The sequence below is a fragment of the Anoxybacillus sp. J5B_2022 genome, assembly GCF_026847645.1.
GTDB lineage: Bacteria > Bacillota > Bacilli > Bacillales > Anoxybacillaceae > Anoxybacteroides.
Genome location: NZ_JAPSMC010000024.1, coordinates 25,529 through 40,181, shown reverse-complemented (window position 1 = coordinate 40,181; position 14,653 = coordinate 25,529). Strand labels below are relative to the sequence as shown.

Sequence of the window (14,653 nt, the reverse complement as noted above, 5' to 3'; positions counted from 1 at the left end):
TAATTATTTTTATTTATTTGGTTAATTTTATTATCCATACCCCGTTCCAAAATCATCAATACTAATCGTGACGCCGACCGATTTCAGCCGCTTCAAAATCGGAATCGCTTTTTCCGTGTCCATCGTCATTCGTTCTGTAATTTCTACATCGAGGCAATGCGGCGGCAAGTTCGTTTTTTCTAGTATTTTTACAATTTTCTGCACAAGCCGCCTGCTTTCAAATTCATACGGTGATAAATTCACAGAGACCGATAAAAATGGATATTGATCTAAAAGTTGCTTCGTTTGGCGGCATGCCGTTTCCATCACCCATTCATTAATCGGAATGATCAGCCCTGTTTCTTCAGCAATCGGAATGAATTTGTTTGGGGAAATCATTCCTCTTTCTGGATGGTTCCAGCGAATGAGTGCCTCCATGCCGACGACCTGCCCTGTCGTTAGCTGAATTTGCGGCTGGTAGTAAAGCTCAAATTCCTCTGACTCGAGCGCCTTCCGCAATTCCCGCTCCATCTGGATTTTTTCATGAATCGTCCGATTCATTTGCTTTTCAAAGAAGCGAAATTGGCTAATCGCTTTTTTCGAAAGTTCGTATCTAGCAATATCGGCTTTGCGAATTAACGTCTTGCTGTCATCACCGTCTTTCGGATAGATGCTGATTCCCATTTTCAATGTCATAAAAAACTCTTGTTCGTTCACAATGATCGGGTCTTCCATCGTTTCCATCATCTGATAGGCAAGTTCTTTTACTTGCTCTTCTTTTTCGACATGCGGCAATACTAAGACAAATTCATTACCTCCCCAGCGACCTAACACACCTTCTTCGCTAATAACCTTGCGAATTTGCGCCGCCGTTGCCAATAGCACTTGGTCACCAATAGAATACCCATACAAATCGTTGACAATCTTTAATCCTTTCATTTCCATAAATAACACAGCTACTTTCGTGTTGCGGCTTCGTGCGATCTCTATTTTTTCCGTCAGCATCCGATGGAGCAGTTCTTTATTTGGTAACCCTGTTAAGTCATCATGAAAAGCGATATAACGCATTGTTTCTTCCTGTTTCTTCCTGTTTTTTCCGATCGGTAATATCACGAATCGCCGTTACGCTCACCTTTTTCGCATAATAATCGTATTCTCGGCGAAAAATTTCCGCCGGAAAAACAGTTCCGTCTTTTTTCCGCAAATACATTTCACTCATATCTTCTTCACCAAGAAATGTTTTTAAATCTTGTAACGAAGCAGGAGCAACAAGTTTTTGGATCGGCATATGAATCAATTCATCCGCCGTATAGCCAAACAACCGACACGCCGCCTCGTTCACTTCTAATACTTTTCCTTCCGAATGAATAATGATCCCTTCCATTGATACTTCCGATAAACGCTTAAACCGATGTTGGCTAATCTCCAATTCTTCCCTGTATTTTTTAAACAACAACTTTTCTAACCGGATATATACAAGCAATAAATAAAGAATATAACTTACAAGAAACACAAGAAAAATAACCACCATTCCTTTATTGCGTTCACGCTTAATCTGTGCTTTATATTCGTTTGCATTATAATCGATACCAAATACCGCGTTGACTTTTCCGTTTTTATCGAATATCGGATAAAAGGCGCTAATGCTTTCTCCCCATTGATCCGAAGTCGGCTCTTTTTCCATGCTGAATTTTCCTTGAAACGCCCGCTCTAATTCTGGGATGTGCTCTTTATACACTGTTCCGATCGGTACAATTTGTTCTTTTTTTCCATCAATTTTTCCGTTACGATTGTAATCTGTTGCTAGTGCGACGACAAAATAATTGTTCCCATCTTTACTTTTTTTCAATGTATATATGCTGAGCACTTCCGGATGTTCATGCTGCCAGCGGGTCATCGCACGCAAAATGCGAATATACGTTTCATCAGTTTCGCTTGTCGCATCATTAAGCAAATGATGGTTCATTTGCGATAACTCCGACGCAAATACTCTTGTAAAATACTTCGAAAATCGTTCATATTCTTGATGTTTAACTTGCTCCAAATAGCTAACGTACCAAAATCCACCTAGTAATAGCAAAAAAACAAAGATATAAAAAGCCGTCGTCAATCGCTGCGCGATTTGAAACAACGACATCTTTAATTTCGCTTGAATGAGCCGGTTCATTTGATGCTGCACAAACATGATGGTTAGCAGAATAACAAGTATAAGTATCATATATTCGATCGTTTTAGATAACATAGCGCTCACCATGAGTTTTTATTATTATTATAAACTGAATGATAGGCAGACTTCTCCGTTCATCTGCCCTATTTCTTCGACATACTTCGACATACTCCACTTTATTATAACGAATTTTTTGTCGAAAAATCATGTTAATTTTATCGAAAGAAATGCATGTTTTAGTACCAAGTCATAATCCCTTATCATGAAATGTTGTAACCTCTCTGTAATATTATTTAATTCAACTGTAACAACATTTCGACAATATTTTTGCTATACTAGATTTCGTGAATGGGAAATGGGAACTCGGCGTTGGAGGTTTAGAGAAAATGAGAAAAGCAGCTACTATTACTCTTCTATCATGTGTGCTCCTATTTAGTTCTCTTTTTGTCAACGCTTTCAAAGCAGAAGCAGCTATTGACCCACAACGAGTGATTGCAGAAGCGAAAAAATTTATCGGAATCCCATATAAATTTGGCGGTACTACTCCAAAAGGGTTTGACTGTTCTGGTTTTGTTTATTATACACATAAAAGAATAGGAAAAACGCTTCCTCGTTCTTCGACCTTAATGTATCAAAAAGGAAAAACTGTACATAAATCCAGCCTACGTCCGGGTGATTTATTATTTTTCAGTACATACAAAAAAGGTGCTTCGCATGTAGCCATTTATATTGGCAATAGTCTTATGATTCATGCCACTTCAAAAGGCGTTAAAATCGATAACTTAAACAGCGCTTACTGGAAGTCAAAATTTGTTGGTGCTAAACGGATTTAAGCAAAACTCTCTCTTTGGAATGAAGCCCGTCATTATAAGCCGTTCAAAATATAGAGAAAAAAATGGCCCTCCGCATTTCGGAGGGCCAATCTATTTCACAGGGGATCGGGGGAATACCTAGCATCATTATGCCCACTTCCCTTCTCTTTATACATTAATGAGAAAAAATTTTTATGACGTTTTTCGCACACTCTCATTCATTGGCTTTTCTCTTTCTTCCAACAAACCACTTTCTACGGCGGCTTCTAGCAAAAACTCTACAATGTGTACGGCACGAACTTGTCCCGCAAGCCCTTCTCTTTCAATCCCTAGCTTCATTTGCAACAAACATCCGGGATTAGCTGTCACAATCGTTGTCGCTTTTGTTTGTTTCGCTTGCGTCATTTTATAATCAAGAATTTGCATCGACATTTCCGGTTCCACAATATTATAAATACCAGCCGAACCACAACAACGATCGGCGTCTTTCATCTCGCGAAATTCCGCTCCCTCTATTGCTTGCAACAACAGTCTTGGAGCATTGGCTACTTTCATCACATTGCGCAAATGACAAGAATCTTGATATGTCACAACTTGCGGTTTTACTTTTAACTTTGTTTGATGAAAATTCAATTCCACTAAAACTTCCGAAATATCTTTTATTTTTCTAGCAAATGCTTTCGCTCTCTCCGCCCAATCATCATCTTTCAATAAATGATCGTATTCTACTAAAAACGCCCCGCATCCGCCTGCATTTGTAATGATATAATCAACATCTAATTGTTCAAATGCTTCAATGTTTCGCTTCGCTAGTTCTTTTGCCTGTTTTTTTTCACCGCCATGGCCATGCAACGCTCCGCAGCACACTTGGTTAGAAGGAATCACTACTTCGCAACCCGCAAGTTGCAACAGTTTCATTGTCGCATCGTTTGTTTTCATAAACATCGTATCCATCAAGCAGCCCGTAAAAAACGCCACCCGCCGTTTTTTTATTCCGTGCGGTGTCAGCTGCTTTGGGCGATCGTTCATTTCTTTCCATGTTGGCACCTCCGGCAATATGTGTTCCATCATCGCCAAGTGACGAGGCAATAGCTTTAAAAGCCCGAGCCGTTGTACGAGCGTCCGCAAGCCCGACCGTTGATAAAATCCGATGAGAGAAGTAAGCAGGCGCAGGCGGTCTTGGCGCGGGAACAACCCGTTAAATACGATTTTACGAATGATGCGGACAAGGAAAGGATAACGTTTATTTTGTGCAATAATGTCACGCGCTTCTTCAAGTAAATGGCCATAACGGACGCCGGAAGGACAAACCGGCTCACACGCCCGGCAGCCAAGACACATATTGAGCGACCGTTCCACATCTTCATCAGGTTCAATCAATCCATCGACAACCGCTTTCATCAAAGCAATGCGTCCTCGCGGCGAATGCGATTCTTGTAAACCAGATTCGATGTATGTTGGGCATGTCGGCAGGCAAAACCCACAGCGCATGCAGTTCATCAGTTCATCTTCATTCATATTAGCTTGAAATTGTTGTTGAATGGCTGCTCGTTCTTTTGCTGTTATCATCTCGTCACCACCACACGTTTTCGTTCACTTTTCGCAAAAATTTTCCCTGGATTCATAATGCCGTTCGGATCTAACGCTTGCTTTACGGCTTTCATCGCTTCGATCCCTGCTTTCCCTAATTTCCACTCCAAATATGGCGCCTTCATCGCCCCGACGCCATGCTCTCCAGTAATCGTGCCGCCCAGTTCAATTGCTTTCGCGAAAATCTCTTCAAACGCTTTTTCCACCCGCTCCATTTCGTCGCGATCGCGTACATCGGTCGGGCATGTCGGATGGAGATTGCCGTCTCCAGCATGGCCAAATGTACAAATTTTCACATGATATTTTGCAGCAATTTCATTAATGGCTTTAACCATTTTCGCAATTTCTGAACGCGGAACCGTCGCATCTTCTAAAATGGTCGTAGGCTTCAACCGCGCTAAGGCTGACAACGCAGACCGTCGGGCTGTACGAAGCGCATCAGCTTCTGCCTCCGAACGAGCAATTTGGACAGTTGCCTCCTCTTCCTGACAAATTTCTGCTATTCGCTTCATATCGCGCTCAACCACTTCATGCGGCCCATCTTGTTCAATTAACAAAACCGCCTTGACATCGGTTGGCAAGCCAATTCGAGCATAGTCTTCCACAACTTCCAACGTCGGTTGATCTAAAAATTCAAGTGTCGTTGGAATAATTTTGTTAGCGATAATTTTCGAAACTGAACGGGCAGCCGCTTCTAAATCTTGATAAAGCGCTAGCATCGTTTGTTTCGTTTCCGGCAGCGGAATGAGCTTTAACGTCGCTTCCGTTATAATACCTAGCGTTCCTTCTGAACCGACAAACAACCGAGTGAAATCGTATCCGGCAACGTCTTTCGCCAATTTTCCTCCGGTCCGAATCACCTCTCCGTTTGCTAGCACCACTTCTAGCGCCATCACATAGTCACGAGTTACCCCGTATTTCAAGCCACGCAGTCCGCCCGAATTTTCGTTAATATTGCCTCCAATAGTCGAGATTTTCATCGAACTCGGATCCGGCGGATAAAATAATCCTTTCTCTTCTACTGCTTTAATTAAGTCAAGCGTAATGACTCCCGGCTGAACAGTTACCGTTAAGTTTTCTTCATCAATCTCTAAAATTTTATTCATATGTTTAAAAATGAGGACAACCCCGCCTTCCACCGGGCATGTCCCAGCGCAAAGATTCGTGCCGGAACCGCGTGGAACGATTGGAATACGATGTTCATTACAAATTTTTACGATATCAGCCACTTCTTTCGTATTTCTTGGAGCAATAACCGCATCAGGCAGTGACTGAAACTGTGGCGTAGCGTCGTAGGAATAGACAAGTCTCCCCGCCTTTGAATCGTCGTAATTCTCACAGCCGACGATTTGGATCAACTGCTGTTTAACTGTTTCTGTAATCAACTTACCCCATCCTTTCTTTTCCATTCCTCTTCCTAAAGGAAGAAAAGGGACTCATAGCGCAGAGAAGCTATATTGTTTCTCTGCGCCTGAACGCCCCCTTTTCCTTCTATCATGGAATCATCCATGATAAAACGGTTGACTGCAAGAATGTCAAAATGCCAATCAAAATGATTAAGAAAATGCTATGTTTAATCGTAAAGCGGAATAAGTCCGACTCTTTGCCAGCCAATCCTACTGCCGCACATGCCACCGCAATCGATTGCGGAGAAATCATTTTTCCGACGACCCCACCGGATGAGTTAGCAGCTACGGCTAGCACCGGATCCATACCGAGCGATGTAGCTGTCACCTTTTGCAAGTTACCAAATAGCAAGTTGGACGACGTATCTGAGCCGGTAATAAATACACCGAGCCAGCCTAAAAACGGCGAGAAGAACGCAAACAATGAACCTGTTTTCGCCAATGCCATCCCAAGCGTTGTACTCATGCCAGAAGCGTTTGTCACATACGCAAATCCAACGACAGAAGCGATCGTAATGACCGGGAACTTCAACTCGTTTAACGTTTCGCCAAAAGTAGCAAACCATTCGCTCCAAGAAACGTTGACAATAAATTTCGTTACAATAGCCGCCAATAAAATGGCTGTTCCAGCCGCTCCTAACAGCTCTAATTTATAGACAGCCGGAATCGGTTGGCCGCTCGCATTAATAATTTTATTGCTTAACCCAGGAACTTCCGGCATAAACGTCAAATAAGATCCTAATGTATTAAGCGCTTTCAATAAACCGTTCGTTCCTTCATAATGTCCTGTTAATGCTGCTTTCACTTGCGGGATTCCCCAAATTGAAATGAACACTGTCAACACTAAAAACGGAGACCACGCTTTCAATACTTCGCCGCTCGTATGCGTTGTTGTTTGCAGCTGCGCTGATGCCGCCACCTCTGAGTGGGCATCGGTAGCAAAACGATAAACGCTTTTTGGCTTCCAAACTTTTAAGAAAATCGCTAACGCTACTAACGAAACTAGCGCCGATAAAATATCTGGCAATTCAGGACCTAAAAAGTTCGAGCTTACATATTGGGTGATGGCAAACGAAACGCCAGATACAAGAATCGCTGGCAATACTTCTATCGTCTTTTTCCACCCAGCCATAATCAATACTAAGTAAAACGGAATAAACACCGATAAAAACGGCAACTGACGGCCGACCATTTTCGAAATTTCCATTGCTGGAATGCCCGTCGGACCTGCGACAGCCGTAATCGGAATTCCAATTGCCCCGAACGCTACCGGAGCGGTATTCGCAATCAAACAAATTCCCGCTGCATATAAAGGATTAAATCCTAAACCAACAAGCAACGCCGCGGAAATCGCGACCGGTGCTCCAAATCCGGCTGCCCCTTCAAGAAACGCTCCAAATGAAAACGCTATCAACAATGCTTGTAAACGCCGGTCTTCCGTAATCGACAACACCGAGTTGCGAATCGTATCAAATTGACCTGTTTTCACGGTTAATTTATACAAAAACACAGACGTAATAATAATCCAGCCGATTGGAAGCAATCCGTAAACCGCCCCTTGCGTCACAGACATCACCGCCATGCCAACCGGCATTTTGTAAGCGATTACAGATACAACTAACGCAACGAGCAACGTCGTAAGTCCCGCCATATATCCTTTCATTCGTTTCACTGCCAACGCCCAAAAAAAGTATAAAATCGGAATGAGCGCAACGATGGCCGATAGCGCCAAATGATCGGCAACTGGTGTAAAATCTTGCTTCCACTGCATAACGCAAAACCTCCCCTTTCTGTTTAACCGTTTTCTCCCCAAAATAAAAATGATTACTTAGTCATCTGATGACTCTATGATTACTGCTATTGATTCAAATTATAGGAGCAATTTTGCAAAAAAACAATACAAAAAATAAAATTTTTCGAAATTTCTTTCACCCTTTTACGATGAAAATTTTTGTATAATATAATATGACGAGTTTCTATAGTTATGAGGTGACTTTTTTTGAAATACAAACAAATTAAGCCGAAAAAAATTTACGAGGAAGTAGCAGAAGCGATTTTTCATATGATTAAAACAGGAGTGCTAAAACCGGGCGATAAGCTCGACTCCGTACAACAGCTCGCGGAAAATTTTCAAGTCGGCCGGGCAGCCATTCGCGAAGCGTTAACCGCTTTAAAAGCGATGGGATTAATTGAATTAAAACAAGGAGAAGGAACGTACGTGCGAGAATTTGACCCCGCCATGCTATCGTTCCCTATTTCCATCGCTGCTTTAATGCGAAAAGAAGACATCGCTCATTTAGTGGAAGTGCGCAAACTGCTCGAAGTCGGTGCAGCTGGCGTTGCGGCACGAAAGCGGACAGAGGAAGATTTAGAAGCGATGCAATACGCTCTCCGGCAAATGGAGCAAGGCATCGTTACAGGAAACGAAGAGCTTGGAGAAAGGGCAGACTTTTTATTTCATATGGCAATTGCAGCCGCGTCGCAAAACCCAATTTTAGTTAGCTTAATGAACAACGTATCGGAAATGATGATCGAAACGATGCGAGAAACCCGGAGAATTTGGCTCTTTTCAAAACAGGCGACAAGCGAGCAGCTTCTCGATGAACATATGCAAATTTTTACAGAAATTAAAAATCAAGATGCGGATGCCGCTCAAGATCGGATGCGCCAACATTTATCAAACGTCGAAAACGTGTTGAAAAAATATCTTTTTTCCTCATAAGCGCCTCATTGTGTCATTAGGCGCTTTCTTTTTTTTGAAATTGTTATATAATTATGACAAAGTCATCTGATGACCGGCTGACCTGTTATGACAGAAACGCAAAAGGGGGAAGGAAAAATTATGAAGGTTACGTTGTTTGTTACTTGTTTAGTAGACTTGTTTCATCCAAACGTCGGAAAAGCAACGGTCGAACTATTAGAGCGTTTAGGCTGTGAGATTGAGTTCCCGGAAGCGCAAACATGCTGTGGCCAGCCCGCTTACAATAGCGGCTATGTAAAAGAAGCAAAAGAAGCGATGAAACATATGATTCGCACATTTGAACATGCTGAATATGTCGTCGCTCCTTCCGGTTCTTGCGCCACGATGTTTAAAGAATATCCACACATTTTTAAGGATGATCCTGAATGGGAGCCAAAAGCGAAAGCGCTAGCAGCGAAAACATACGAATTAACGCAGTTTCTTGTAGAAGTGCTGAAAATTGAGAATGTCGGAGCTAAATTAAAAGGACGGGCGACCTATCATACTTCTTGCCATATGACTCGCTTACTTGGCGTCAAAGATGCGCCTTTTCAACTGTTAAAACATGTTGAAGGGTTAGAAGTGATACCGTTACCGAATGCCCATAACTGTTGCGGTTTTGGCGGCACATTCTCCGTCAAAATGGGACCGATTTCCGAACAAATGGTAGATGAAAAAATCCGGCATATTGAAGAGACCGAAGCTGATTATTTAATTGGAGCGGATTGCGGTTGTTTAATGAACATCGGCGGGCGCATTGAGCGTAAAGGAAAACCAATTCAAGTGATGCATATCGCTGAAGTGCTCAATAGCCGTTAATGGAGGTGATAAAAATGTCAATGAAAATTGGAACAGACCCGTTTCATGAACGAGTAGAAACAGGAATTAACAACTCATTTATGCGCGGAGCTGTCGCCGGCGCGCAAGAACGGCTGAGAACAAGACGGCTCGAAGCAGCGAAAGAGCTCGGCAACTGGGAAGAATGGCGCGCGCTTGGAGAAGAAATCCGCCAGCATACGTTAGAGCATCTCGATTATTATTTAATGCAGTTAAGTGAAAACGTTGCCAAACGCGGTGGACATGTGTTTTTTGCACAAACAGCGGAAGAAGCTAATCAATATATTCGTGATGTTGTCATCAAAAAGAACGCAAAGAAAATTGTGAAATCAAAATCAATGGTGACGGAAGAAATTCATTTGAATCCTGTACTAGAAGCAGCTGGGTGTGAAGTGATTGAAACCGACCTTGGCGAATACATTTTGCAAATTGACGATCACGATCCTCCATCGCATATTGTCGCGCCTGCCCTTCATAAAAATAAAGAGCAAATTCGCGACGTGTTTCGCAAAAAACTAGCCTATAACAAAACGGAAAAACCTGAAGAACTCGCTCTTCATGCGCGCAAAATGTTGCGCAATGAATATTTGACGGCCGATATCGGCATTACCGGCTGCAATTTTGCGATTGCGGAATCGGGATCAATTACGCTCGTCACCAATGAAGGAAATGCCGATTTAGTCACCGCCCTTCCAAAAACGCAAATTACGGTAATGGGTATGGAGCGGATTGTACCGACATTTGAAGAAATGGAAGTGCTCGTCAGCTTGCTCACACGTAGCGCCGTTGGACAAAAATTAACAAGCTACATCACCGTTTTAACCGGTCCGCGTGACGAAGGAGATGTGGACGGTCCAGAAGAATTCCATTTAGTCATCGTCGATAACGGGCGTTCTGATATTCTCGGAACAGAATTTCAATCGGTATTGCAATGCATTCGTTGCGCGGCTTGCGTCAACGTTTGCCCTGTCTATCGCCACATTGGCGGACATTCATACGGATCCATTTATTCTGGTCCGATCGGTGCTGTCCTTTCGCCGCTTCTTGGAGGATACGATGATTATAAAGAGCTTCCATATGCGTCAACGTTATGTGCCGCTTGCACGGAAGCTTGCCCTGTCAAAATTCCGCTTCATGAGTTGTTGCTCAAGCATCGGCAAGTAATCGTAGAGCAAGAAGGAAAAGCGCCAATTTCGGAAAAATTAGCAATGAAAGCATTCGGCTTAGGTGCCGCTTCATCGCTGCTTTACAAATTCGGTTCTAAAGTAGCTCCAAGTGCGCTCCAACCGTTTACAGCGGACCAACGCATTACAAAAGGGGTTGGCCCGTTAAAAGCTTGGACGGAAATTCGCGAGTTTCCTGCGCCAAATAAAGAACGATTCCGCGACTGGTTTCGTGAACATAAGAAAGGAGGAGAGCAATAATGGCAAACGGGGCGATTCATAACCGCGACACCTTTCTACAGACGATCGCCAAAAGGTTGGGGCGCGAACCGATCACATCGACCGTTTTACGACCTGATTGGAAACACCAACCACAATGGACCGTTTTTCAAGGATATAGCCAAGACGATTTGCTGGAAGTGCTGAAATCGCAATGTTCACGCATTCATACTGACTTTGTGGCGACAACTGCTGACGCTCTTGCCGCAACGCTTAAACAAACGGTAGCGCAATATGGTGGCGGGCCTGTTGTCACATGGAACGACCCGCGTTTTGCGGAATACAGATTAATGCCGTTATTGCAATCGGAATGGCCAAACGAACAGATCGATGTTCACATTTGGGACGCCTCCGCCGGCCGGAAAAATATTGAATGGGCGGAAAAAGCGAACGTCGGCATTACTTTCAGCGATATTACATTAGCAGAGTCTGGAACCGTTGTTTTATTTAGCAATAGTGGAAAAGGCCGGACCGTCAGCTTTTTGCCGCAAACATATATCGCGATCATTCCAAAAAGCACAATCGTTCCGCGCATGACGCAAGCAGCTGCGTACATTCATAAGCAAATTGAAAATGGCGAACAAGTGGCTTCTTGTATCAACTTTATTACCGGACCGAGCAACTCTGCCGATATTGAAATGAACTTAGTCGTCGGCGTCCACGGTCCTGTGAAAGCAACTTATATCGTCGTCACCGATCGATAAGAAAAAGGCTAGTATCTCTTCGAAAAAGAAGATACTAGCCTTTCCATGTTATACGATTCGTTCTTTTTTGCTTTGCGCTTCCGCCTTTTTATTTGTCATATAGCCAGCCGATAAAACGAAAATCGTTAGCCCTGCGGTAATCGCATACGTAAGAGGTCCGTGCGGGATATGAAGAAGGCTCGTAAATCCTTCATCTTCCATCATCATTTTTCCGCCTGTCCACGCTAAAATGCCAGAGCCGGCGTAAGCGATCCACTTATATTTTTCCATCATCGCCATAATCGCTTTCGAGCCGAAAATCATAATCGGAATGCTGATGGCTACTCCAAAGGCGATCATGCCGATATGCCCTTCCGATGCTCCTGCCACAGCGACAACATTATCCAAACTCATGACTGCGTCTGCAACAATAATCGTCCAAATTGCTTTGAACAGGCGATCCGACGATTCAATGTTCGCTTCCTCTTCCTGCTCGACAAGCACCTTGTAAGCAATCCAAAGCAACAAAATCCCGCCGACTAAATGCACAAATGGAATGTTTAATAGAAAAACAATAATCGCCGCAAAGGCAACCCGTAAAACAACCGCACCGCCTGTCCCCCAAAAAATCGCCTTGTTTTGTTGCTCTTTCGGAAGCTTTCTCGTCGCCATCGCAATGACAACTGCATTGTCACCAGACAAAATGATATCAATCATAATAATTTTGACTAACACCGCCAACGCTTCAGAAGACAAAAACGCGTCCATACTATTATTTCTCCTTTTTGAAAAACTAACTATTTTCTCTCATCTTATACGAAACAGCTAAGGAGAGCAACCATCTTGTACCGCCTTGACATTCCCGCCCTTTAATAAAACACCCATGAGGAAGTTTTTCTCGCCACCCAAGCATGAAATTAACCGTTCATGAACCCTTTATTTTCACAGAAAAAAATCTCTCGTTCATTGTGCAGTGAACGAGAGGTTTTAATAAAACATCCATGAGTAATTTTTACTCTCCACCCAAACATGAAAACAACGCTCATGGATCATTTTCACAGAAATAAAGTATGCTCAAAAAGTGAAAAAACATTGAGATGGGGGTATCGGCGCTGAACAAGTTTTTTTAATTTCTATAGCTATACGTGGTTCACAAAAATTTCCCAATACTTCAATTTTTACTTCACCTAATATTCTTATATCTTGGCATATTTTTATAAAAATTATAATTTCAAACCATTCGCTATCTAGTGATGGAATAATATATGTTTCACAATCAAAATCGGTTATTTTACAGTTCAATACTGTTCCGATAGGTGCACAAAGAAAAAACGTCTCGATTTCGGAAAACGGAATTGTACATTTTTTCCATATATCTCCTTTCTCATCGAAAAATTCAACAGTTACAAATCCCCTTTTCAACACTTTAACCTTCTGGAGAACAACGAACTGCCCATTTGGGAGCATGGCACCTACGTTTTTTCTTCCATTTTCCTCTTGAAGCTCTTCACAAATGATAGAGCCCGGTGCAGTAGGATCAAGAGGGTTTCCACAGCTATCGGATAAAAAACATTTTGTTTTTTTTAAATCTATACAACTTCCTTTATTTTTAAACGGATTAAAATGGAGAACCATTTTTAGTTCTCCTTTACAAAAACCTAATTGATCAGATGGACTGTGACAAAGAACTTTTATTGATTGTAAATCAGAAATTGTTGCACAAAACGATGCCCCTTCTATGAGGGAGATCAGCTTTTTTCCATTTACGATCACATCCATTATTCCACCACAGCCGCAATGAAAAACAATGTTTATTGTACCTGATATGTTTTCAATGCCTAATCCTGTCCAAATTGTTGAGGGGGCTTTTGAATTACAAGGTACTTGAAAATCACAACAAATCAGATCATCGAATTTCTCTTCTTTTATTTTCGTGATTTCTTTAAGTTGAATATTTAAGACACTATTCACCCAATCAAAGACTTTTAATACTTCAATACAATGCCTTTCAAGTGTGTTTATATTCATGCCAATCAATCCCCCCTTCCACTACAGGTATATTTATATTATGACACCTGTTCCTTTTTAGTTACAGGAATTAAAAAAATCATAAATGAACTACATGGTGTCCAAACGTACAAAAATGGGCGATGATTCGTAACAATCACCTATACGAAACAACCATCACCTGCATCTAATAAAATCATATAGAAGCGAAAAGTCCTAACCTATAATAGAACCTTAAATCTGGGGATTTTATGGGGGATGATAAGCGCTTTGCAAAGAAAAAGCTCTCTTTCAGGAGATTTTTTACTAAACATAGTGAGGGAAAATGACAGATTTTTCATTTATTCGCACCCTCATTTTGGGAGGTGAAACAATAAAAAACCCTAGTCATCAGACTAGAGTGATCAAGGGATTCTAATTAAAAATAGAGGTGACCTCATTGAGTAAAAACTGTACATGTAATCAAACAAACGGAGATTGCTGTTTTAGTTGTTGCTCTAACAAAAATTTTGTGCAAGATCAAGTTTGCTGTGAATGGAAAACGACGAGCCAAACTGGTTTAGCCACTACACGAACAATTTATATTAATAGTTTAAAATGTCCATTGTTTGCATCAGGGTTTGTAAAATATGGCTGCGGTGTTCCTAATACTCCTATTCAAGTTCAATTTTTAATTAATGGAACAGTCGTTGGCAGCCCTATTACGTTAGATGAAGGCGGATGCCTGACGTTCACAGCTGCTAGATTTGACGAAATTCAAGTTATTATTCCAGCAGCTCTGCTAACAACAGCAACTTTCGAAGGGGAAATTTGCGTAACTCCTCGCTATAGACTTAACTAATAAAATCTAAAACGCCCTAATCTATGATGGATTAGGGCGTTACGTAGTTATGCAGTATTTACTGCTCCAATGCATCCTTCAAACGTTCCTACGCAATTACCTAATACCCCACCCCCAGTGCACTCTATAGTCAGTTGCGTCGCTTTATC

Annotated in this window: 13 protein-coding genes; 6 read left to right on the top strand and 7 right to left on the bottom strand. The window is 42.1% G+C overall.

The window, feature by feature from the left end; all coding sequences use genetic code 11:
• Window positions 1-30 precede the first annotated feature (30 nt).
• Both M4I42_RS08695 and M4I42_RS08690 read right to left on the bottom strand, forming a co-directional pair.
• Window positions 31-1,047 (bottom strand): putative bifunctional diguanylate cyclase/phosphodiesterase, encoded by a 1,017-nt coding sequence (locus M4I42_RS08695; RefSeq protein ID WP_268851807.1) that lies wholly within the window; start codon window positions 1,045-1,047, stop codon window positions 31-33.
• Window positions 1,025-2,221, bottom strand: a complete 1,197-nt coding sequence (locus M4I42_RS08690; RefSeq protein WP_268851806.1) for a PAS domain S-box protein — start codon at window positions 2,219-2,221, stop codon at window positions 1,025-1,027. The genes M4I42_RS08695 and M4I42_RS08690 overlap by 23 nt, the downstream gene beginning before the upstream one ends.
• A 311-nt stretch (window positions 2,222-2,532) precedes the next feature.
• Between M4I42_RS08690 and M4I42_RS08685 the strand changes: the two genes are divergently transcribed.
• Window positions 2,533-2,979: a C40 family peptidase gene (locus M4I42_RS08685; protein WP_268851805.1), complete on the top strand. Its 447-nt coding sequence runs from the start codon at window positions 2,533-2,535 to the stop codon at window positions 2,977-2,979.
• A 171-nt stretch (window positions 2,980-3,150) separates the two neighbouring features.
• Here M4I42_RS08685 and M4I42_RS08680 read toward each other — a convergent pair whose 3' ends face one another.
• The 3 genes from M4I42_RS08680 to M4I42_RS08670 form a co-directional block, all read right to left on the bottom strand.
• Window positions 3,151-4,527 carry a (Fe-S)-binding protein gene (locus tag M4I42_RS08680; RefSeq protein WP_268851804.1) on the bottom strand — a complete coding sequence of 459 codons (1,377 nt, stop codon included), beginning with the start codon at window positions 4,525-4,527 and terminating at the stop codon, window positions 3,151-3,153.
• On the bottom strand, window positions 4,524-5,933 hold the full coding sequence (gene glcD / locus M4I42_RS08675) for a glycolate oxidase subunit GlcD (protein ID WP_268851803.1): 1,410 nt from the start codon (window positions 5,931-5,933) through the stop codon (window positions 4,524-4,526). The genes M4I42_RS08680 and glcD overlap by 4 nt, the downstream gene beginning before the upstream one ends.
• Window positions 5,934-6,042: 109 nt before the next feature.
• Window positions 6,043-7,725 (bottom strand): L-lactate permease, encoded by a 1,683-nt coding sequence (locus M4I42_RS08670; protein WP_268851802.1) that lies wholly within the window; start codon window positions 7,723-7,725, stop codon window positions 6,043-6,045.
• 228 nt (window positions 7,726-7,953) lie between these two features.
• Between M4I42_RS08670 and M4I42_RS08665 the strand changes: the two genes are divergently transcribed.
• The 4 genes from M4I42_RS08665 to M4I42_RS08650 all read left to right on the top strand — a co-directional run bounded on the left by M4I42_RS08665 (window position 7,954) and on the right by M4I42_RS08650 (window position 11,677).
• Window positions 7,954-8,676, top strand: a complete 723-nt coding sequence (locus tag M4I42_RS08665) for a FadR/GntR family transcriptional regulator (RefSeq protein ID WP_328284601.1) — start codon at window positions 7,954-7,956, stop codon at window positions 8,674-8,676.
• 120 nt (window positions 8,677-8,796) lie between these two features.
• Window positions 8,797-9,513 (top strand): (Fe-S)-binding protein, encoded by a 717-nt coding sequence (locus tag M4I42_RS08660; protein ID WP_268851801.1) that lies wholly within the window; start codon window positions 8,797-8,799, stop codon window positions 9,511-9,513.
• Between the two features lie 14 nt (window positions 9,514-9,527).
• A complete protein-coding gene (locus M4I42_RS08655) occupies window positions 9,528-10,955 on the top strand; it encodes a LutB/LldF family L-lactate oxidation iron-sulfur protein (RefSeq protein ID WP_268851800.1) in 1,428 nt (475 codons plus the stop codon).
• Window positions 10,955-11,677, top strand: coding sequence for a LutC/YkgG family protein (locus M4I42_RS08650; RefSeq protein WP_268851799.1), 723 nt, complete (start codon window positions 10,955-10,957; stop codon window positions 11,675-11,677). Before M4I42_RS08655 ends, M4I42_RS08650 begins: the two co-directional genes overlap by 1 nt.
• A 48-nt stretch (window positions 11,678-11,725) precedes the next feature.
• Here M4I42_RS08650 and M4I42_RS08645 read toward each other — a convergent pair whose 3' ends face one another.
• Both M4I42_RS08645 and M4I42_RS08640 read right to left on the bottom strand, forming a co-directional pair.
• Window positions 11,726-12,424, bottom strand: a complete 699-nt coding sequence (locus M4I42_RS08645) for a TerC family protein (protein WP_268851798.1) — start codon at window positions 12,422-12,424, stop codon at window positions 11,726-11,728.
• Between the two features lie 306 nt (window positions 12,425-12,730).
• Window positions 12,731-13,684, bottom strand: coding sequence for a DUF3992 domain-containing protein (locus M4I42_RS08640; RefSeq protein ID WP_268851797.1), 954 nt, complete (start codon window positions 13,682-13,684; stop codon window positions 12,731-12,733).
• Window positions 13,685-14,102: 418 nt separating this feature from the next.
• Here M4I42_RS08640 and M4I42_RS08635 point away from each other — a divergent pair, with 418 nt between their 5' ends.
• Window positions 14,103-14,504 carry a DUF3992 domain-containing protein gene (locus M4I42_RS08635; RefSeq protein WP_183254104.1) on the top strand — a complete coding sequence of 134 codons (402 nt, stop codon included), beginning with the start codon at window positions 14,103-14,105 and terminating at the stop codon, window positions 14,502-14,504.
• Window positions 14,505-14,653 lie beyond the last annotated feature (149 nt).

Excerpts from the sequence above, each read along its gene's own strand:
- M4I42_RS08695 (WP_268851807.1), bottom strand. The coding sequence starts at position 1,047 with ATGCGTTATATCGCTTTTCATGATGACTTAACAGGGTTACCAAATAAA.
- M4I42_RS08690 (WP_268851806.1), bottom strand. The coding sequence starts at position 2,221 with ATGTTATCTAAAACGATCGAATATATGATACTTATACTTGTTATTCTG.
- M4I42_RS08685 (WP_268851805.1), top strand. The coding sequence starts at position 2,533 with ATGAGAAAAGCAGCTACTATTACTCTTCTATCATGTGTGCTCCTATTT.
- M4I42_RS08680 (WP_268851804.1), bottom strand. The coding sequence starts at position 4,527 with ATGATAACAGCAAAAGAACGAGCAGCCATTCAACAACAATTTCAAGCT.
- M4I42_RS08670 (WP_268851802.1), bottom strand. The coding sequence starts at position 7,725 with ATGCAGTGGAAGCAAGATTTTACACCAGTTGCCGATCATTTGGCGCTA.
- M4I42_RS08660 (WP_268851801.1), top strand. The coding sequence starts at position 8,797 with ATGAAGGTTACGTTGTTTGTTACTTGTTTAGTAGACTTGTTTCATCCA.
- M4I42_RS08655 (WP_268851800.1), top strand. The coding sequence starts at position 9,528 with ATGTCAATGAAAATTGGAACAGACCCGTTTCATGAACGAGTAGAAACA.
- M4I42_RS08650 (WP_268851799.1), top strand. The coding sequence starts at position 10,955 with ATGGCAAACGGGGCGATTCATAACCGCGACACCTTTCTACAGACGATC.
- M4I42_RS08645 (WP_268851798.1), bottom strand. The coding sequence starts at position 12,424 with ATGGACGCGTTTTTGTCTTCTGAAGCGTTGGCGGTGTTAGTCAAAATT.
- M4I42_RS08640 (WP_268851797.1), bottom strand. The coding sequence starts at position 13,684 with ATGAATATAAACACACTTGAAAGGCATTGTATTGAAGTATTAAAAGTC.